This is a genomic window from Brevundimonas sp. MYb52, from assembly GCF_002979535.1.
Classification (GTDB): Bacteria; Pseudomonadota; Alphaproteobacteria; order Caulobacterales; family Caulobacteraceae; genus Brevundimonas.
Genome location: NZ_PCPB01000007.1, coordinates 46,662 through 65,464, shown reverse-complemented (window position 1 = coordinate 65,464; position 18,803 = coordinate 46,662). Strand labels below are relative to the sequence as shown.

The following is an 18,803-nucleotide window of genomic DNA, read 5'->3' as shown; positions in this document are numbered from 1 at the left end:
GAAGACGACCGATCAGGGCGAGGTGCGATAGGTCCAGCGCACGCTGTCGCTCAGGACGCGGTCGCCCGCCTCGGTCGTCGCCTCGACCAGGTTCTCGCCCCTCGCCAGGTCGATTTCCCAGACGGCGGCGTGATCCTCGACCGGCACGACGGTCCAGTCGCCGCCGTTCAGGCGCAGGCGCACCTGATCCTGATTGGAGAAGACCTTCACCTTCACCCGCTGCGTTCGCTTGTTGACGTCGCGGCGGCTGGTGATGTGCATCATCGGCTCGTCCGACCAGTTGGCCTGATACCAGTAGTAGGCGTCCTTGCGCGTCTGACGGTCTTCTGTGACCAGGCCTTTGTCATTGATGGCCGGACGATCACCCTCGTTGCGCTTGAACGAGGGGAAGTCGAAGCCCAGCCAGATGAAGTTCGACCACAGATAGGGGCGCTGGCGCATCTCGCGCCAGTGCACCTCGTGGAAGGTCGTCTGCCACTGCTCGGGGTGCCAGTAGCCATCGGCCACCGGGCGGCGCATCACCGGGTCTTCCTGATGCAGAATGCTGGCCCCGGCGCCATATTCGCTGACGCCGATGGGCCGGTTGGGCATCCGGGCGTGCAGTTCATCGGCCCAGGGCCCGATGTCCTTGGGCTCGGTCCAGTACCAGCCGAAGTAGCGGTTATAGGAGACGGTGTCGCTGTGCTGGGCGATGGAGTCGTCGTCCGCCAGGCAGCAGTGGGCGTAGGTCGTCGGCCGCGTGGGATCCATCTCCTTGGCCGTGCTCTGCAAGGCGGCCATCAGGCGGTTAGCCGCGTCGCCCGAGGTCCGCAGCTCGTTGCCGATGCCCCACAGACCGACCGAGGGGTGGTTGTCGTTCTGGGCGATCAGTTCGCGCATCTGCTGGACCAGGTTCTCGCGGAACTGGTCCGACGGGTCCATGTCGTCGATCAGCGGCACCTCGGTGACCAGCAGCAGGCCCAGGCGGTTCGCCGTCTCATAGACGCGCGGCGGGTGCTGCATGTGCGCCAGACGCAGGGCGGTGACGCCCATGTCGGACATGATCTGCATGTCCTCGTCGATCTCGGCGTCGCTGACTATGGGGCCCTTGCCGAAGCGAGTCGGCATCTGGATGTTGGCGCCATAGAGGGCGTAGGGCTGGCCGTTGAGCAGGAACTCGCCCTTGTCGCTCAGGCCCACGGTGCGGACGCCCAGCGGGACCTCGGCGCTGTCGATCGCCTGGCCGTCGACCAGGATCTCGGATGTGACCCTGTAGAGATAGGGCGAGGCCCGTCCCGTCCACAGCTCGGGGTTGGCCAGCGTCAAGCTCTGCTCGACCGTCTGGCCCTGTCCCGCCGTCAGCGTCGCCGGCGTGCGCGTCTCGGCCACGACCGCGCCGTCCGCGTCGGTGATGCGCGTCAGCACCTCAAAGCGTTTGGCCAAACGGCTGTCATTGCGGACAAAGAGCCGCGAACTGATCTGGGCCTGTCCGGGAGACAGGGCGTCCGTGCGAACGTGCAGGCCCGGCCCGCCGTGCTGCATTAGGTCGATATGCAGGTCAGGCGCCTCGATCAGCTTCACCTCGCGATAGAGGCCGCCGAAGATGTTGAAGTCGCCGTTCAGCGGGGCATAGCGCGGGTTCTTGGCGTTATCGACGCGCACCGCCAGCAGGTTCCCGCCGCTCCGCAGGGCGTCGGTGACGTCATAGCGGAAGGCGGCGTATCCCCCCTCGTGCGTGCCGACCGACCGGCCGTTCAGATAGACCTCGGCTTTCAGCGCCGCTCCGCCGAAATGCAGGAAGTAGCGCTTGCCCGGCTGCGGCGCCTGATCCAGCGTCAGGCGATACCAGGCTGGCCCGCGATAATAGACGCCCTCGGGCTCGCCTCGGGCCTTGGCTCCGCCGATGCCGGAATCCTCGACATTATAGGTGTGCGGCACGACCACCGAGCCCCAGGCCCGATCGTCAAAGCGCGGGCCTTGCGCCCCCGTGGCGTCGGTGCGCGTGAAGCGCCATCCCTCAGTCAGCGGCGTCACATCGGCCGCCAGGGCAGCACCGGCCGTCAGGGCCCAGACGGCCCCGCCGACGATCAGTCGCGCGCGTAGGGATTGGGGGGAAAGGCGCTTCATGAAATCCTCCTCGCGCCCTTGTCGGGCGTCGTTGTCGTGTCGTTCAGGGGCGGGCGCGCGGCCCTTCAGCTCAGGCGGCTGATGTCGCCGGTCTGGATGTCGCGGCTGCGCACCGCCCGCACCGCCGAGCGTGGAGCCAGGCTGGAGCGCAGGCCGTCGATGACGGCGCCCTCGACGCTGTCCATCACCACAGCCGGACGGGCGTCGGCCTGCTCGACCTCAAAGGTCGTGTCCTTGACCGTGATGTTGCGGGCGTGGCGGACATAGAGACCGTGGGCCGGGAAGACGCCCATGAAGTTGGGCTCCAACGACGAGTTGATCCGCTCGGGGATCTCCCGCGCCGCCTCCTCGCGCGTGCCGCCGCCGGATGAGCGCACATGGATGTCGGTAAAGCTGACGTCCTCGATGATCCCGCCGGGAATGCCGACCACGCCGCTGGCGAAGTCACCCCGCGCGCCCGAGACATTGATGTTGGAGAACCGAACCCGACGTACCTGCGACATGGCGGCCCCGCGCGGCGCCCGGTTGCGCGCCGAAAGACGGACAAAGATCGGGTGATTGACCGGGTTCCTCAGGATGATGTCTGAGAAGGTCACATCCTCCAGAACCCCGCCGTCGATGGCCCCCATCTGCAGCCCGCGCGTATTCTCGCAGATGCAGTCGGACACCAGAATGTTGCGGAAGCCGGCCGCCGAGTCGGTGCCCAGCTTGATCCGTCCCAGCACGCCGACGTTGTCGACCGACATGTAGGGCGACGGCTGATAGGTGCCGTCCACCACCGTGCCCAGCAGATAGCCGCTGGTCTTGCAGCCGATGACGCTGACGTCCTCGCACATGCGGAACTCTTGCAGCGCCATGCTGCTCTTCAGCACGATGGCGTCGTCCTTGGGCGCGTTGACCAGACAGTTGGTCACCTTCACATCGCGGCAGGCGTCGATGTCGATGCCGTCGCGGTCGGTGTCCACCGTCAGGCCATCGATGCGGACATTGGTCGAGCCCAGCACGTAGCAGGCGAAATGCCCGCCCTGCAGGATGGTGAAGTCGCGCAGCAGGACGTTGCGGCATCCAGTCAGTCCGATGGCCTTGTTGCCCCGGCCCTCATAGGCCATCTCGCGCGGGATGGCGCGACGCGCCTCGTCGGCGGTCAGGCCCTGCTCGGCGGGCGACTTCCATCCGGCCATGCCGTGCCAGCGCGGCGTCGGGCCTTCGCGGTCCAGTCCCAGACCGTGGATCAGGCCCTTGCCGATGATGGCCACGTCGTTGACGCCGTCGCCATAGATCAGGCTGTTGTGGAAATGGCTGACGCCATAGTCCTGAAGCTGCTCGTCGAAAACGTTCTCGGGCAGGTCGTATTGGCCCGCGTGCTTGCGCGGGTCCGCCGCCTCGATCACCGAGCCGTTCATCAGCACCAGGGTGATGAAGCTGCGCAGGCGGATCGAGAAGCACAGATAATGCCCCGGCGGCACCACCACCGTGCCGCCGCCCTTGGCCGCCGCCGCCTCGATGGCCTTGTTGATGGCGCCGGAATCAATGGCGACGCCGTCGCCAACCGCGCCATAGTCACGCACATTATAGAAGCCGCTCAGCGAGCCCGACGCCCGCACGATGGTCGGGCTCATCGCCATAGCGGCGCCCAGCCCCAAGGTCACGAAACGGCGGCTGAACTCCGCCTTCTCGCCTGTTGCGCCATCCGCCATGCGTCTCACCCCATTCTTGTCGTTGGGTGCATGTTGTATGATGTATTATATTGAATCAAGCCTGTGCGGGCTGACAGCCCTGCGACAAGAGGTCAGTCGAGGGGGCGGGCCAGCACCTCGCGCGTGATCTCGTTGATCGACTTCACCCCCGTCAGGGCCATGGCCACGCGCATCTCGGCTTCGATCATGGACAGCAGCCGCGTCACCCCGGCCTCGCCGCCCGAAGCCAGGGCGTAGATATAGGCCCTCCCGAGCAGGACCCCCTTGGCCCCCAGAGCCAGCATCCGAACCACGTCCAGACCGGTGCGCACGCCGCCGTCGACCAGCACCGTCAGATCATCGCCCACCGCATCGGCGATGGCCGGCAGGGCGCAGGCGGTGGACACGGCGCCGTCCAGCTGGCGCCCGCCGTGGTTGGACACCACCAGCCCCGTCGCGCCGAAGCGCAGGGCGTCACGCGCGTCCTCGGGATCGAGAACGCCCTTGATGATGATGTCGCCCTTCCACAGGTCGCGGATCCACTCCAAATCGGACCAGCTGATCGACGGATCGAAGTTTTGGCCCAGCCAGCCGATATAGTCGGCCAGTCCCGTCGCTTTGCCGCGATAGGCCGAGATATTGCCCAGGTCGTGCGGATGACCGCGCAGACCCACATCCACCGCCCAGTCCGGCTTGAACGCCGCCTGCACCATGCGCCGCGCGCCCGACCACGGCCCGCTCATACCCGAATGAGGGTCACGATAGCGCGAACCGGGCACCGGCATGTCCACGGTGAAGACCAGCCTGGTCACGCCCAGGGCCATGGCCCGCTCCAGCGCGTCCTTCATGAAGGCGCGGTCCTTCAGCACATAGAGCTGGAACCAGATGGGTCGGCCGCCCCCGTCCACGACCTCCTGCATCGAACAGACGCTGACGGTGGACAGGATGTAGGGAATGTTGGCTGCATGGGCCGCGCGCGCCACCTGCACCTCGCCGCGCCGCGCCGACATACCGCCCAGACCGATCGGGGCCAGGGCCACCGGCAGGGCGGTCGTCTCGCCGAACAGCTCGGTCTCCAGGCTCAGGTTCGACACGTCGCGCAGCACCCGCTGGCGCAGGGCGATGTCCGCCAGATCCGTCACATTGTCCCGCAAGGTCTTCTCGGCGAAGGCCCCGCCGTCGATGTAGTCGAACAGGAAACGCGGCAGGCGACGCCGGGCGGCCTCGCGGAAATCAGTGGTCGAGGCGATGATCATTGGTCGTCTTTCAACTGGCGATCCGCGTCCAGCCTCAGCACCAGATCGGCATAGCGGGGCATGTCGGACAGGATGTGGCGGGTCAGCCGCTCATAGTGCTGGATGAAGGTCGCGACCTCGGCGTCGCTCATGACACGGGCGCCCTTCGGGGCCTGGGCGCGCAGGGCGTGTTCCTGTTGTAACCGCCAACGCTCCACGACCTCGAAGCCCGGCGCGGCCAGCAGCACCAGTCGGTCGATACGGGCGAACAGGTCAGCGTAGGGCCCGGCGAGCGCCGTGTTCACGTGCCGTCGCCAGACGCCGTCGGGATCGTGTTCGGCCTCCAGAGCATTGACCGGGCCGACCAGGGCGGCCTCGGCCTGAAGTCGTGCACCGACACACCAGCCCTCGAAGATCAGCACGTCCAGAGGCTCGGCCAGCCTCACCCACTCAGACGCGGGAGCAGGATCATCGGTCGCCTTGTCAAAGCGTGGCAGGGTCACGTCCTGCCCGGCTCTCACTGCATCCAGAAGCCACAGCCCCTGCCTCACATCATGCGTGCCCGGCACGCCCCGCACGGCGAACAGGGGATGGACCTCCCGCGCCATCTCCGCGCGCCGGTCGTGCGACAGATAGAGATCGTCCAGCGACAGAATGGCCGTCCTGATCCCGCGCGCGTTCAGACGCTGCGCCAGACCCTTCGACAGCGTGGACTTGCCCGACCCCTGCGCCCCGCAGATCCCCAGCACGAAAGGCCCCTCGCCGCGCCAGCCGTCCAGCGCCCGCTCGACCGCCTCAAGCGACCCGGTCAAGCAGGGGCTCTCCGTCAAAGAAGCGGTCCAGATTGTCGGCGACCCGCATCCCCATGGCGGTGCGCGTCTCCAGCGTCGCGCTGCCCAGATGCGGCAGCAGGACAAGGTTCGGCGCCGTCAGCAAGGCCGGATTGATCGCGGGTTCGCCCTGATAAACGTCCAGACCCGCTCCGGCGATCACTCCGCCGCTCAGCGCCTGGGCCAGATCGTCCTCGTTCACCACCGACCCGCGCGCGGTATTGATCAGGATGGCGCTCGGCTTCATCCGCTTCAGTAGGGCGGCGTCGATCAGGTGGTGCGTCTGCGGCCCGCCCGGCGTGTGCAAGGACAGGACGTCGGAGGCCTCCGCCAAAGCTTCCAGGCTGTCGTAATAGACAGCCCCATCCTCGTCTTCGGCGCGACGGCGGCTGTGATAGGCGATCCTCATGCCCAGAGCCGCCCTGGCCCGCTCGGCGGTCGCCCGCGCGATCCGGCCATAGCCGACCAGACCCAGGGTCTTGCCCGCCAGCGACTGGCCCAGAAGATGGGTCGGCCGCCAGCCGCTCCATTCACCCGCCCGCAGTTCGCGCTCGCCCTCGCCGGCCCGACGCGCGGCCATCAGCATCAGCAGCAGCGCCAGCTCAGCCGTCGCATCCGTCAGGACGTCCGGCGTATTGGTCACGATCAGGCCCGCGCCCTTGGCCGCGTCCAGATCGATATGCTCATAGCCCGCGCCATAGTTGGCGATGATCCGCACCCGCGCGCCTGGCGCCGACAGAACCTCAGCCGGCACCTTGTCCGAAACCGTGGGACACAGAGCGTCGTATTGCGTCATGGCCGCGCGCAGTTGATCCAGCGCCAGCGGCGTGTCCGTCTCGTTTAACGTCACGTCATAGCGGGCCGAGAGCCGGGCCTCGACCGCCTGCGGCCAGCGTCGGCTGACGAGTATTTTCGGCTTCATCTCTCGCCTCAGATCAGGCCGCGCTGGGCCAGGTTACGCATCAGGTCCGCCGCGCCAAAGGTCCAGGGCTCGCACTGGTCGGTCGGCCGCACCCGATTCACCAGCGCCCCCAACCGGTCGCAGGCGATGCGCACCACGTCGTCGGTCGCATGCGTGAAACCCTTGCCCGGCTCATAACGATCATCCACCGGTGCGAACAGGGTGCCGAGGAAGAGCACCAGCCCATCGGGATAGCGATGATGGGCGTTGATCGCCTGGGCCGCCAGATCCGCCGGGTCGCGGCTGATCTGATCCATGGCCGAGCGACCGGTCATGACGAAGCCGTCCGCCCCTGTCACGGTCAGCGAAATCTCCAGCCGACGCACGGCGGCCAGATCAAAGGCCCCGTCGAACAGCCGCACGAACGGGCCGACCGCGGCGGCGGCGTTGTTATCCTTGGCCTTTCCCAGCAGCAGGGCTGAGCGCCCCTCGACGTCGCGCAGATTGACGTCATTGCCGAGCGCCGCCCCGACGATCTCGCCGCGCGAGGAGACGACCAGCACCACCTCCGGCTCAGGATTGTTCCAGGTCGAGGCCGGATGGACGCCGATGTCCGCGCCCGCGCCGACGCTCGACAGCGGCTGGCCCTTGGTGAAGATCTCGGCGTCGGGACCGATGCCGACCTCCAGATACTGGCTCCAGGCGCCCGCTTCGATCAGGGTCTGTTTCAGCGCCGCTGCTTCCGGAGAACCGGGCTTCAACCGGCGCAGATCGTCGCCGACCAGATCGCGAATATGGTCGCGGATGCCCGCCGCCGCCGTCAGGTCGCCGCGCGCCCGCTCCTCGATCACCCGCTCCAGCATGGAGGTGACAAAGGTGACGCCCGCCGCCTTCACCGCCTGCAGATCAATCGGCGACAAGAGCCAGGGCCGCGTCGGATCGCGCGTCTCGGGATCGGTATTGGCCAGGATGTCGGCCAGCGCCCCCGCATCCTCGCCCGTCGCCCCCTTCAGCGCCGCCGCCGGATCAGCCGCTTCGCACAGGTCGCGAGCGGTAGGAAAGGCGCGCGACACGTCGGTCAGGCGCAGGCCGTCCACGCGCACCACCGCCGGGCCCTGAACCAGCGGCGACCAGATACGTCCGAACAGAAGGGCGCCGTCGTTGGCGGGCAGGATGTCGGCGGGGGAAAGACGCATCAGTTCATCCTCAGCGATACTTGAACACAGGCGCGCGCTTCTCGGCGAAGGCGGCGCGGCCCTCGCGCGCGTCCTCGGTGGCGAAACAGATGGTCTGCAGGTCGCGTTCGTACTCCACCGCCTTTTCATAGGGCATGGCGTGGGCGGCCTTCAGGTTCAGCTTGGCCGTTTCGGCGGCGATGGGCGCGCGCGAGGCGATGACCTCGGCGATGGCGCGGGCGCGGGCCAGCAGGTCGCCCGGCTCGGTCACCTCGCTGACCAGACCCCATCCCCTCGCCGTCTCGGCGTCCACCGGATCGCCGGTCAGGATCATCAACGCCGCATTGGAAGCGCCGATGGAATGCGACAGGCCCGCCGCCATCCCGCCGCCGCCGATCCAGCCCAGCTTGATCTCCGGCGCGGCGAACTTCGCGTTGGTCGAGGCGATGCGAATGTCGCAGCTCATCGCCGTCTCCAGCCCGCCGCCGAGGGCATAGCCGTTGACCGCCGCAATGGTCGGCTTGCGGCACAGGCGCACCGCATCGCAGTAGTCGCCCCGGTTTCGGAACTGCCAGGGCGTCTTATAGTCATCCAGCGTCTTGATATCTGACCCAGCGCAGAAGGCCTTCTCGCCCGCGCCGGTGATGACCACGCAGCGGATGGTCTCGGAGGCGTCGCATTCGGCGATGGCCGCCTCGATGGCCTTGGCCATGTCGGGTGTGACGGCGTTCAGCTTTTGCGGTCGGTTCAGGGTGATGACGGCGACATGGCCGTCCACTTCAAACAGCAGTTCGGTGTCTTCGCTCATGGCGATCGTCCTTCAGGTTTCAGCGCCGTGCGGGCGATGCCGCACGAACAGCGCCTGCAGATGGTTCAGCACGACGTCGGCCGGGTCGCCGGCCTCCAGCCCCTCGCGCAGGCGCTGCGACGCGGCGGTCTGGAAGGCGATGGCGCCGTCATGGCGCGGGCGCAGGCTGGCCCCCTCCAGCGTAGCGAAGGTGTCGGCGTAGAAGCCGCCCCAACGGGCGTTGACGCCCGCATTGCGCCAGGCGCTCTTCAACGACGGCTGGCCCTCATGGTCAGGGATGAACCCGCTCTGGGTTTCCATCGACATCAACCAGCGCAGATGGTTCAACAGGTCCGGCGTCACGGCGCAGCGCTTCGACACGCCGATGCCGGTGCCGCCCAGCATGGAGCCGACTGGCCCGTCCGCACTGACGCGCGGCGCGTCGGCGAAGCCCAGAACCCCGCCCGGCGCATAGTTCACATAGCCATAGACCAGAGGGCACAGGACCACGTCGTCATGCGCGCTCATGTGTTCCAGAATGCCGATCGGGTTCATGGCGGCCAGCGCCTTGGGGCTGCGCGCCGCCAGACGGGACAACAGCGCCCAGGCCTCGCGCCCCGCCGCTCGGTCGATGAAGTTCTTGCCGTCAGTCACGGGCGTCGCGCCAAGGGCGGCGCAGATCGACTGGAAGCTGAGGGCGGCGTGCGGACCAGACAGGGACATGGCCACCCCGCCCCTGTCTGACAGCTCGACCACCGCCTCCCACGTCGTCGGCGGCTGTTCCATGGCCTCGCGTCGCCAGGCCATGACCTGCGTCGCCGCATCCAGCGGCAAGGCCCAGTGACGACCGGCGTAGCGATAAGAGGACAGGCTGCGGCCCATGACCGCCGCGCTCCATCCGGCGATCTCCTCGGCGCTGAAGAGGTCCTCCAGCGGGATCAGACAGTCCGCCGCCACCGCCTCGCCGACATGCGGGTGGTCCAGCACCACCAGGTCATAGAGGTCGCACTGCTCGCCGATGGGGCGTTCCTCGAACCCCTCCAGCGAATGGCGGTCCCAGCTCAGGGCGAAACCGTCGCGCGCCGGGGCGACCTGCGCGGCGGCGGCCTCCAGCGCGCGATAGCCGCGCGGATGGTCCCAGGTCAGGCCGCGATAGGCGGGCGTCGTCATCCCGCCCGCACCACGCCCGACGCGATCAGGGCTTCGATATTGGCCGCATCCCGACCGGCCTCGCCCAAGATCTCGCGCGTGTGCTCGCCGACCAGAGGCGCGCCGCGTTCGATGACAGACGGCGTCTTGGAGAATTTGATCGGGAAGCCCGGCGTCTTCACCCGTCCCTCGGTCGGGTGATCATACTCGACGAAGGTTCCGTTGTGCTTGATCTGCGGGTCCTCGACCACCTCGGCATAGCCATAGACAGGGCCGCACCAGATGTCGTTCTCACGGAACAGGGCCAGCCAGTCCTCGCTGGTGCGGTTGACCAGTCGGCGACGCACGCAGGCGTAGATTTCGTCACGGTGGGTCCAACTGTCGGTCTCGTCGTCGAGATCAGCGAAGAAGGGCTCCTCGATCAGACGACCCAGGGTCTTCAACGAGGCCATGGCGATGGAGATGTAACCGTCGCTAGTGGCGAAGACGCCGTAGGGCGCGCGGATATAGCTATGAGCGTGCGGCTCGGCCGAGCGGGTCTGCGGCTTGCCGCCGACGGTGAAGACCGACATCTCCTGCATCTGGATGGTGGTGATGGCGTCCAGCATATTGATCTGGACCAGTTGCCCCTCGCCCGTCCGCTCTCGGTGGAACAGGGCCGCCAGCGCCCCCTCGAAGGCGGTGTAGGCGGTGATGGCGTCCACCAGATACTGGCCGGCCGGCGACGGCGGCTGATCCGCCGATCCCGAGGACATCATGGCCCCCGACATGGCCTGCAACAGCAGGTCCTGTCCCGGATAGTTCTTGTAGGGGCCGTCCTCGCCATAGCCGGACATGGAGACGTAGATCAGGCGCGGATTGATCTTGGAAAGCGTCTCGTAGTCGACGCCCAGACGCGCGGCGACGCCGGGGCGATAGTTCTGCAAGAAGACGTCCGCCGTCTTGACCATCTCCAGCAGCAGGGCCTTGCCCTCGGCCGCCTTCAGGTCGACGGCCAGCGACCGCTTGTTCCGGTTCAGCGACAGGAAGGAGACGTTGATCTGATTGCCGCGCGCGCCGCCCGCCGAGACGTGGCGCTGCCATTCACCCGTCGTCGGCTCGACCTTGATCACGTCGGCGCCCATGTCGCCCATGCGTTGGGCGGCGAAGGGACCGGCCATGGCGATGGAGCAGTCCAGCACGCGGATTCCGCTGAGGATTCCCATTGTCTTCAATACCTTTGAAAGATCAGCCCATCACCCAGCCGCCGTTCACGTGCAGCGTCTGTCCGGTGATGAAGCCCGCCTCGTCGGCGGCGAAAAATGCGATGGCGTGGGCGATGTCGCCGACATGGCCGCGACGCTTGACCGCCTGGCTGTCCAGCACGTGGCGGACATAGCCCTCGGGGTCCGGGTGGATGGCCTCGGCGTCGGTGGGGAAGGCCCCCGGCGCGATGGCGTTGACGGTGACGCCATAGGGCCCGAACTCGCGCGCCCAGGCCCGCGTCAGACCGATCAGCGCCCCTTTTGAGGCCACATAGGGCGACAGGTTGGCCCACTCACCCGAGATAGTGATGCTGGCGATGTTGATGATGCGGCCAAAGCCCCGCGCCCGCATCCCCGGCAAGGCTTCCTGCACCGCCACGATCCCGGCATCGACATTGATGCGCTGGACCGCCTGATGCTCCTCGATCGAATAGTCTTCGAAGGGCTTGGACGGATAGATGGCGGCGTTGTTGATCACGACGTCAAAGCCGCCGACCTCGGTCAGCCGCGCTTTCAGTTCGGCGCGAAACCCCTCCAGGTCCGACAGGTCGGCGGTCGACACCACCAGTCTTCCCGTCGTCACCGAGGCCGCGGCTTCTTGCAGCGCCGCCACCTTGGCCGGGTCGTTGTCGACCGCCACCACCGTCGCGCCGCGCCCCATCAGTTGCAGCGTCGTCTGCAGGCCCAGCCCGCCCGCCGCGCCGGTATAGAGGACCACCTTGCCCTTCATGTCCTGAACCGCCGCCATCTCAGCGCCCCCCGATCGGCGGATAGACGCCCGACGGCTCGGGATATTCATCCTGCGGCTGACGCTGCACGCCCTCGATCCGGGCCACGGCCCCGGCCACGGCGGTCGCGTCGGGCAGGATGCGGAAGACGCTGTCGTAGCGACGCTCCTCGCCGTGTTCGAGCTGGATCAGCTCGCCGCGCTCGCGGGCGAAATCCTTGCCCTGCACATGGTTGGTCGAGGGCTCGATGCCGAGGGCATAGTGGCCCGCATGCAGGTTCTGCCACTCATACATGGCCGGGAACTGCGACTTCAGCGTCTCGACCTCGAAGCCGAACCCCAGCCCCTCGTTGACCAGGGCGACATTGACCCGGCCCTCGGCGTCGGCGGCCATGTCGTGCTGCCAAACCTGTTCGTGGAAGTTCAGGATCGGGGCCGGCAGGGTGCGATACCCCGCGCCCTGCTTGCGATAGTCTTCGCCCGCATGGGAGGCCCAGACCACGTCGCGGATCGGCGCCACATAGCGCGCGTCCTCGCCCAGCACCGGATAGCCGACGTTGATGTGGTAGCAATACATATGCGGCGTTCGATAGAAGCCGTGGTTGACCACCCGGTCGTGCAGATGAATCTCGTCCGTCCCGACCTGGGCCTCGATGCGGCGGATCAGGTGCAGGTCCTCGCCAAAGACGGTCGACTGCTGCACCACGCCCTCGGCCCACAGGAAGCAGTCGTCGCCTTCCCAGCGCTCGCCATAGCCGGTCAACCGCGCCGGGATGGTCCCGACCCGTCCGTGCAGCGACGAACTGACCGTCTTCCTCGGCCCATAGAAGTAATGATCCGCCGGGTCGTCGTGCATGAACAGGACATGGTCCAACCCGCAGGTGACCATCAGGCCAGAGAAGGAGCGGAACCAGCCCAGACCGCCCTCGCCCTCATATTCGTGCAACCCCGGATGGCGGAAGCCGGACGGCGAGTGCCAGCCCACGGCGCGACCGCTGTGCTCGCACTCGGCGATGTCCATGGCGCGGTCGATCAGAACCGTGAAGCGCAGGCCGGTCCCGGTGCGAAACTCCAGCTGGCGCACGCCGCGCTCGACGCCGTCGCCCAGGGTCATCAGTCGGACGCCCGCGAACTGCGACAGGGCGCCGGTGCGTTCAGCCAGGGCGCGACGACTCATCGTCTGGCCATATAGTCGGGTCACGGCTTGCCTCCCTGAACAGGCTCGTTATTATCATATGTATGATGTTTATAGGCGTCCCTTCGGGTCCGTCAACGCCTTCCGAGAGGTCCCGTTGAGCCAGTCCACCACGCGCCGCTGCTTCGCCGTCGACCTGCACGACGACGCCGATCAGATCGCCCGCTACCGGGACTGGCACCGCGCCGGCGGCCCGCCGGCCGCCGTGACCGAGGCCATTCGCGCCGACGACGTGCGCGAGTTGGAGATCTGGCTGGTCGGCGACCGGATGTTCATGATCCTGGAACAGGGCGACGCCTACGACCCCGCCGCCAAGCTGGCCCGCGACGCCGCCAACCCCGACGTTCAGGCCTGGGACGCGCTGATGCGCAGCTTCCAGAAGCCCCTGCCCTTCGCCCCCGACCAGACCTGGGTCGAGATGACCCGAATTTACACCTTGTCGGAACAGCCCCTGATGGGCCACGACACCACCAAACCTGTTCAAGGATCGCCCGCATGACGACCGCCGCCCTTTCGCTCAACCACTGGATCAACGGCGAACAGGTTGCGTCCGACCGTCCGGCCGAGAGTCTGAACCCCTCTGACACACGCGAAGTCGTGGCCCATACGCCTCAGGGCGGCGTGGCCGAAGTGGATGCCGCCGTCGCCGCCGCCAAGGCCGCCTTCCCCGCCTGGTCCGAGGCCTCGCCCGAGGTCCGTTCGGACGTGCTGGACCGCGCCGGCACCCTGCTGATGGAGCGCCGCGAGGCGGTCGGTGAACTGCTGTCGCGCGAAGAGGGCAAGACCCTGGCCGAAGGCATCGGCGAAACCGCCCGCGCCGCCCGCATCCTGAAATATTTCGCCGGCGAGGCCCTGCGTCTGCATGGCCAGAACCTGGCCTCGACCCGCCCCGGCGTCGAGGTCCAGACCTATCGTCAGGCGGTCGGCGTCTATGGCCTGATCACGCCGTGGAACTTCCCCATCGCCATTCCCGCGTGGAAGGCGGCGCCGGCCCTGGCCTTTGGCAACACCGTGGTGCTGAAGCCCGCCGGCCATACCCCCGCCACGGCCGAGGCCCTGGTCGCCATCCTGCACGAGGCGGGCCTGCCGAAGGGCGTGCTGAATATGGTCGTCGGTCGCGGCGATGTCGGTCAGGCCATCGTCGATCACAAGGATGTCGACGGCGTCAGCTTTACCGGTTCGCAGGGCGTGGGCGCGGGCGTCGCCGCCGGCGCCGTGGCCCGTCAGGCCCGCGTGCAACTGGAAATGGGCGGCAAGAACCCGCTGATCGTGCTGGACGACGCCGATCTGGAGCGCGCCGTGGCCATCGCCCTGGACGGCAGCTTCTTCGCTACCGGCCAGCGTTGCACCGCCTCCAGCCGCCTGATCGTGCAGGACGGCATCCACGACCGTTTCGTCGCCCTGCTGGCCGAGCGGGTCGCGGCCCTGCGCGTGGGCGGCGCGCTGGACCCCAATACCCAGATCGGCCCGGCGGTCAGCGAAGACCAGCGCGAGACCTCCTACCGCTATATCGACATCGCCCGCGCCGAAGGCGGCCGGATCGCGGCCGGCGGCGAGCGCCTGAGCCTCGATGCGCCCGGCTGGTATGTCCAACCCACCCTGATCGCCGACACCGACGCGGCCTCACGCATCAACAACGAGGAAGTCTTTGGCCCCGTCGCCTCGACCATCCGGGTCAAGTCCTACGAGGAGGCTCTGGCCATCGCCAACGGCAGCGAGTTCGGCCTGTCCGCCGGCCTCGTCACCCAGTCGCTGAAACACGCCCGCGACTTCCAGCGCCGGGCCAAGGCGGGCATGACCATGGTCAACCTGCCGACCGCCGGCGTGGACTATCACGTGCCCTTCGGCGGCACCAAGAAGTCCAGCTATGGCGCCCGCGAACAGGGTTTCGCCGCCGCCGACTTCTTCACCCAGATCAAGACCAGCTACAGCGCGGGGTAGGTCGCACTTCCACAGTCAGCCGTCACTGCATGGTGGCGCCGCGGCGTCCGTCGAGCGCCACCGAAGCCGCCCCGAGAACAGGCGATGGCGGCCGCTCGCCCCCGCGCAATGCCACCATAGCTCCCGATGTCAGTCCGGCCCACTGTTCGGGGCCGATCGACTGCAGCAAGAGCGCGGCGGCTTAGAGGTTTGGCAATTGTGCGAGGGTGCAGGAACAGGACCGGAGCGATCCTTACAGCTACGATCCGTTCCCTACCTGCCCAGGAATGAAGGCCAAGCCGGAGTTTGGCCGCTTCCCTCAGTTCACCCGTCAAAAGGAGCTCAGGGAACTGGTCAAATTAATTGCCCTTTTTCGTCAGATTGTTTGACAAAATAAAAATCTGCTGCGTCAATCTCCCCATCTCGCGTTCAGAACGAGAAACCTAGGGAGAGGGATAGAATGAAATTGTCATACTGGCTGAAGTGCGGCGTCGCACTGGCCGCCGCCTGCGCCACCCCCGCATTCGCACAAGACGCCGCATCGAGCGCCCAGGCTGATCTGGCCGACGTCGCCACCGTCGGCGACATCGTCGTCACCGCCCAGCGCCGCGAACAGAAACTGCAGGACGTGCCTCTGGCCGTGAGCGCCTTCGGCGCCGAAGCCCTGGCCGACGGCAAGGTCGAGAGCCTGGTCAGCCTGGACGGCAAGATCCCCAACGTGATCCTGGCCCCGGTCGGCGCCTATCCCTTCGCCAGCGCCTTCTTCATTCGCGGCCTCGGCTTCGCCGACGTCGAATCCAGCTTTGAGCCCTCGGTCGGCGTCGAACTGGACGGCGTCTATCTGTCGCGCAACGTCGGCGCGGTTCAGGACTTCTTTGACATCGACGGCGTGACCATCCTGCGCGGTCCGCAAGGCACCCTCTACGGCCGTAACACCATCGGCGGCGTGGTCAGCGTCCAGTCGCGTCGCCCCTCGTTCGACTTCGGCGCCCGCGCCCAGGCCACCTTTGGCTCCAACGGTCGTCAGGAACTGCGCGGCGGCGTCGAAGGCGCCCTGATCGAGGACCAGCTGGCCGGCAAGTTCTCCTTCCTGGCCAAGACCTACGACGGCTACACCAAGAACATCGACGGTCGCGACATGGGGGCCCAGGACACCACGTCGATGCGCGGCGCCCTGCTGTGGACGCCGACCGCCACCTTCGACGCCACCCTGATCATCGACTACACCAAGGATGAAGGCACTGGCCCCGGCGTCGAGAACGCCAGTCTGCCCGGCATGGTCCTGGACCTCGCGGGCCAGCCTGCCGACACGGACGGCGATCCCTTCCTGACCCACATCGGCGACGACGTCTTCTCGAACCTGGAAGCCTATGGCCTGGCGCTGAACGCCAACCGGGACCTGGGCCCGGTCACGCTGACCTCCATCACCGGCTACCGCAACACCAAGTCGAACATCCTGAGCGACTTCGACGCCACGCCGATCCCTTTCCTGACCGTCCACCGCGACGAAACCCACGACCAGTTCAGCCAGGAATTCCGCCTGGCCTCGAACGCCGACGGCCCGCTGCATTATGTAGTCGGCGCCTATTACATGACCCAGGAATACAACATCGCCACGGGCCAGTTCGGTCTGGTCTTCGGCGGCCCGACGGCGGGTTCGACCGCCATCACCAGCCAGAAGGCCGACTCCTACGCCGTCTTCGGTCAGGCGGATTACGAAGTTCTTCCCGGCCTGACGCTGACGGCCGGCGGTCGCTACAGCCAGGAGAAGAAGACCTTCACCACCCAGCCGCTCTTCTTCCCGAACAGCGATACGTTTGACGCCGACTTCGACGACTTCTCGCCCAAGTTCGCCGTCAACTACAAGTGGTCGGACAACCTGATGACCTATGCCCAGTACTCACGCGGCTTCCGTGCGGGCGGGTTCAATGGTCGCGCGGGCACCTTCGCCGCCGTCGGTCCCTATGATTCCGAGAGCGTCGACTCCTACGAAATCGGCGTGAAGAGCGACCTGCTCGACCGCCGCCTGCGTCTGAACGCCGCCGTCTTCACCAGCAACTACAAGGACATGCAGCAAAGCGTCCAGCAGGTGATCCCGGGCACCAACATCAACCAGACCCTGGTCGCCAACGTCGGCAGCGCCAAGATCTCGGGCTTTGAGGCCGAGGCCACGGCGGTCGTAACCAACGCCTTCACCGTCACGGCTTCGGTCGGTTATCTGGATGCAGGCTTCGACGAGTTCACCGCTGACCTCGGCGACGGCAAGGGCGTGATCGACCGCACCAATCTGCCGATGACCTATGCGCCCAAGTGGAGCAACAGCATCACCTTTAACTACAAGGAGTCCTACGACTTCGGTCAGGTGACGGCCCAGGCCAGCGTGCGCCACATGAGCGACATGTACACCAGCTTCAACGTCGTGAACGCGTCGTCGGACCTGGCCCTGCGCAAGGCCAACACCATCGTCGATGGCAGCCTGGCGCTGGAACTGCCGGACGGTCGCTGGCGGGTCAGCCTGTGGGGCAAGAACCTGACCGACGAGGTGGTGATCAACAACACCTTCGCCGTGGGCCCCCTGCTCGCCGCGCGAGTCTATCAGCCGCCGCGTGAAATCGGCGTTGATCTGAGCTTCAACTTCTAGCGATCCAGAGGCCGGTGCTGCAAAGGGCCGGCCTCTTCTTCGTCCGCCCCCTACTTCGAGTTCCCCATGACGACCTCCGCCGAACTGATCGGACGGGCGCGTGAGCTGCTGCCCGTTCTCAAGGCCCGCGCCGCCGAGACCGAGGCCCTGCGCCGCCCCCACGATGACACCATCAACGACCTGATCGACGCGGGCATCCTGCAGATGCTGGTCCCCAAACGCTGGGGCGGCGCCGAGTCCGATCTGAAGACCATGCTCGAGGTCGTCGACACCTTGGCCCAGGGCTGCATCTCGACCGCCTGGATCGCGTCCTTCTACATCGGCCACAACCTCTACGCCGCCAAGATGACGCCCAAGGCGCAGGAAACCCTGTTCGGCGCGCGCGGCTTCGTGCTGCTGCCGGCGGCGACCGCGCCGACCATGAAGGCCGAACCCGCCGAGGGCGGATGGGTCATCACCGGCCGCGCCCCCTGGGGGTCCGGCGTCATGCACGCCGACTGGGTGATGGTGTCCGGCATGACCCCCGACAAGGCCCCGCGCAGCTTCGTCATGCCCGTGTCCGACGTGACCGTGGACGACACCTGGCGCTTCAGCGGCATGGCCGGCACCGGCTCCAACGACATCGTCGCCGAGGGCGTCTTCGTGCCCGACCACATGTCGCTGGACGGCGTGGACCTGAGAAAGGGTGCGACCGAGGGCACGGCCCTGCACGACAATCCGCTCTACGCCATCCCCCTGGTCCCCATGGCCTACGCCACCATCGTTCCGGTCCTGACCGGCGGTCTGAAGGGAGCCCTGTCAGCTTTTGAGGACATCGTGGATCGCCGCGTGCGCAACTTCTCGGGCGCCGTGTTCAAAGATCAGCAGCACACCCACATCGTCCTGGGAGAAATGCAGGTCGGAACCCAGGCGGTCGATATTCTGGGACGCGCCCATGTGGCCCGCACCGAGGCCCTGGTCCAGACCGGCTTCACCACCGACGACCGCATCAGCCTAAAGGGCTCGGCCGGCTATCTGGCCCGCACCGGCCGCGAGGTGTCGCAGAACATGATGGCGAACGCCGGTTCGTCCAACTACCACCACGACCAGCCGCTGCAACGCTTCTGGCGCGACCTGGCGACCGTCACCTCTCACGCCTTCTGGGACTGGGACATCGCCCGCGAGCAGGTCGGCCGCCGCCACTTCGGCCTGCCGATCAACCACCCCATCGTCTGAAC

General features: G+C 67.0%; 15 protein-coding genes. 4 read left to right on the top strand and 11 right to left on the bottom strand.

What is annotated here, in order from left to right; all coding sequences use genetic code 11:
* Nucleotides 1–12: 12 nt before the first annotated feature.
* The 11 genes from CQ039_RS09640 to CQ039_RS09590 all read right to left on the bottom strand — a co-directional run bounded on the left by CQ039_RS09640 (nucleotide 13) and on the right by CQ039_RS09590 (nucleotide 13,031).
* Nucleotides 13–2,106, bottom strand: coding sequence for a glycoside hydrolase family 2 protein (locus tag CQ039_RS09640; RefSeq protein ID WP_105561944.1), 2,094 nt, complete (start codon nucleotides 2,104–2,106; stop codon nucleotides 13–15).
* Between the two features lie 65 nt (nucleotides 2,107–2,171).
* Complete coding sequence (locus CQ039_RS09635; RefSeq protein WP_105561945.1) at nucleotides 2,172–3,803, bottom strand: glycoside hydrolase family 28 protein; 1,632 nt, start codon at nucleotides 3,801–3,803, stop codon at nucleotides 2,172–2,174.
* 92 nt (nucleotides 3,804–3,895) lie between these two features.
* On the bottom strand, nucleotides 3,896–5,038 hold the full coding sequence (gene lldD, locus CQ039_RS09630) for an FMN-dependent L-lactate dehydrogenase LldD (protein WP_105561946.1): 1,143 nt from the start codon (nucleotides 5,036–5,038) through the stop codon (nucleotides 3,896–3,898).
* On the bottom strand, nucleotides 5,035–5,829 hold the full coding sequence (locus CQ039_RS09625) for a kinase (protein ID WP_105561947.1): 795 nt from the start codon (nucleotides 5,827–5,829) through the stop codon (nucleotides 5,035–5,037). Before CQ039_RS09625 ends, lldD begins: the two co-directional genes overlap by 4 nt.
* Entirely contained in the window at nucleotides 5,813–6,769 is a 957-nt protein-coding gene (locus CQ039_RS09620; protein WP_105561948.1) for a D-glycerate dehydrogenase, read from the bottom strand. The genes CQ039_RS09625 and CQ039_RS09620 overlap by 17 nt, the downstream gene beginning before the upstream one ends.
* A gap of 8 nt (nucleotides 6,770–6,777) precedes the next feature.
* Nucleotides 6,778–7,944, bottom strand: a complete 1,167-nt coding sequence (locus tag CQ039_RS09615; protein WP_105561949.1) for a fumarylacetoacetate hydrolase family protein — start codon at nucleotides 7,942–7,944, stop codon at nucleotides 6,778–6,780.
* A 10-nt stretch (nucleotides 7,945–7,954) separates the two neighbouring features.
* Nucleotides 7,955–8,731 (bottom strand): enoyl-CoA hydratase/isomerase family protein, encoded by a 777-nt coding sequence (locus CQ039_RS09610; protein ID WP_105561950.1) that lies wholly within the window; start codon nucleotides 8,729–8,731, stop codon nucleotides 7,955–7,957.
* Nucleotides 8,732–8,743: 12 nt separating this feature from the next.
* Entirely contained in the window at nucleotides 8,744–9,880 is a 1,137-nt protein-coding gene (locus CQ039_RS09605; RefSeq protein ID WP_105561951.1) for an ABC transporter substrate-binding protein, read from the bottom strand.
* A complete protein-coding gene (locus tag CQ039_RS09600) occupies nucleotides 9,877–11,064 on the bottom strand; it encodes a CaiB/BaiF CoA-transferase family protein (protein WP_105561952.1) in 1,188 nt (395 codons plus the stop codon). Before CQ039_RS09600 ends, CQ039_RS09605 begins: the two co-directional genes overlap by 4 nt.
* 22 nt (nucleotides 11,065–11,086) lie before the next feature.
* Entirely contained in the window at nucleotides 11,087–11,851 is a 765-nt protein-coding gene (locus CQ039_RS09595; RefSeq protein ID WP_233190088.1) for an SDR family NAD(P)-dependent oxidoreductase, read from the bottom strand.
* A 1-nt stretch (nucleotide 11,852) separates the two neighbouring features.
* Complete coding sequence (locus CQ039_RS09590) at nucleotides 11,853–13,031, bottom strand: aldose 1-epimerase family protein (protein WP_105561953.1); 1,179 nt, start codon at nucleotides 13,029–13,031, stop codon at nucleotides 11,853–11,855.
* Nucleotides 13,032–13,122: 91 nt separating this feature from the next.
* On the opposite strand from CQ039_RS09590, the gene CQ039_RS09585 reads away from it, so the two are divergent.
* The 4 genes from CQ039_RS09585 to CQ039_RS09570 all read left to right on the top strand — a co-directional run bounded on the left by CQ039_RS09585 (nucleotide 13,123) and on the right by CQ039_RS09570 (nucleotide 18,801).
* Nucleotides 13,123–13,524 (top strand): L-rhamnose mutarotase, encoded by a 402-nt coding sequence (locus CQ039_RS09585; RefSeq protein ID WP_233190089.1) that lies wholly within the window; start codon nucleotides 13,123–13,125, stop codon nucleotides 13,522–13,524.
* Nucleotides 13,521–14,966 carry an aldehyde dehydrogenase family protein gene (locus CQ039_RS09580; protein WP_105561955.1) on the top strand — a complete coding sequence of 482 codons (1,446 nt, stop codon included), beginning with the start codon at nucleotides 13,521–13,523 and terminating at the stop codon, nucleotides 14,964–14,966. Before CQ039_RS09585 ends, CQ039_RS09580 begins: the two co-directional genes overlap by 4 nt.
* A 439-nt stretch (nucleotides 14,967–15,405) precedes the next feature.
* Entirely contained in the window at nucleotides 15,406–17,586 is a 2,181-nt protein-coding gene (locus CQ039_RS09575; protein ID WP_105561956.1) for a TonB-dependent receptor, read from the top strand.
* A 66-nt stretch (nucleotides 17,587–17,652) separates the two neighbouring features.
* Nucleotides 17,653–18,801, top strand: coding sequence for an acyl-CoA dehydrogenase family protein (locus CQ039_RS09570; RefSeq protein WP_105561957.1), 1,149 nt, complete (start codon nucleotides 17,653–17,655; stop codon nucleotides 18,799–18,801).
* Nucleotides 18,802–18,803 lie beyond the last annotated feature (2 nt).

Coding starts and splice junctions, on each gene's coding strand:
- CQ039_RS09640 (WP_105561944.1), bottom strand. CDS start 2,106: ATGAAGCGCCTTTCCCCCCAATCCCTACGCGCGCGACTGATCGTCGGC.
- CQ039_RS09635 (WP_105561945.1), bottom strand. CDS start 3,803: ATGGCGGATGGCGCAACAGGCGAGAAGGCGGAGTTCAGCCGCCGTTTC.
- lldD (WP_105561946.1), bottom strand. CDS start 5,038: ATGATCATCGCCTCGACCACTGATTTCCGCGAGGCCGCCCGGCGTCGC.
- CQ039_RS09620 (WP_105561948.1), bottom strand. CDS start 6,769: ATGAAGCCGAAAATACTCGTCAGCCGACGCTGGCCGCAGGCGGTCGAG.
- CQ039_RS09615 (WP_105561949.1), bottom strand. CDS start 7,944: ATGCGTCTTTCCCCCGCCGACATCCTGCCCGCCAACGACGGCGCCCTT.
- CQ039_RS09610 (WP_105561950.1), bottom strand. CDS start 8,731: ATGAGCGAAGACACCGAACTGCTGTTTGAAGTGGACGGCCATGTCGCC.
- CQ039_RS09605 (WP_105561951.1), bottom strand. CDS start 9,880: ATGACGACGCCCGCCTATCGCGGCCTGACCTGGGACCATCCGCGCGGC.
- CQ039_RS09600 (WP_105561952.1), bottom strand. CDS start 11,064: ATGGGAATCCTCAGCGGAATCCGCGTGCTGGACTGCTCCATCGCCATG.
- CQ039_RS09595 (WP_233190088.1), bottom strand. CDS start 11,851: ATGGCGGCGGTTCAGGACATGAAGGGCAAGGTGGTCCTCTATACCGGC.
- CQ039_RS09580 (WP_105561955.1), top strand. CDS start 13,521: ATGACGACCGCCGCCCTTTCGCTCAACCACTGGATCAACGGCGAACAG.
- CQ039_RS09575 (WP_105561956.1), top strand. CDS start 15,406: ATGAAATTGTCATACTGGCTGAAGTGCGGCGTCGCACTGGCCGCCGCC.
- CQ039_RS09570 (WP_105561957.1), top strand. CDS start 17,653: ATGACGACCTCCGCCGAACTGATCGGACGGGCGCGTGAGCTGCTGCCC.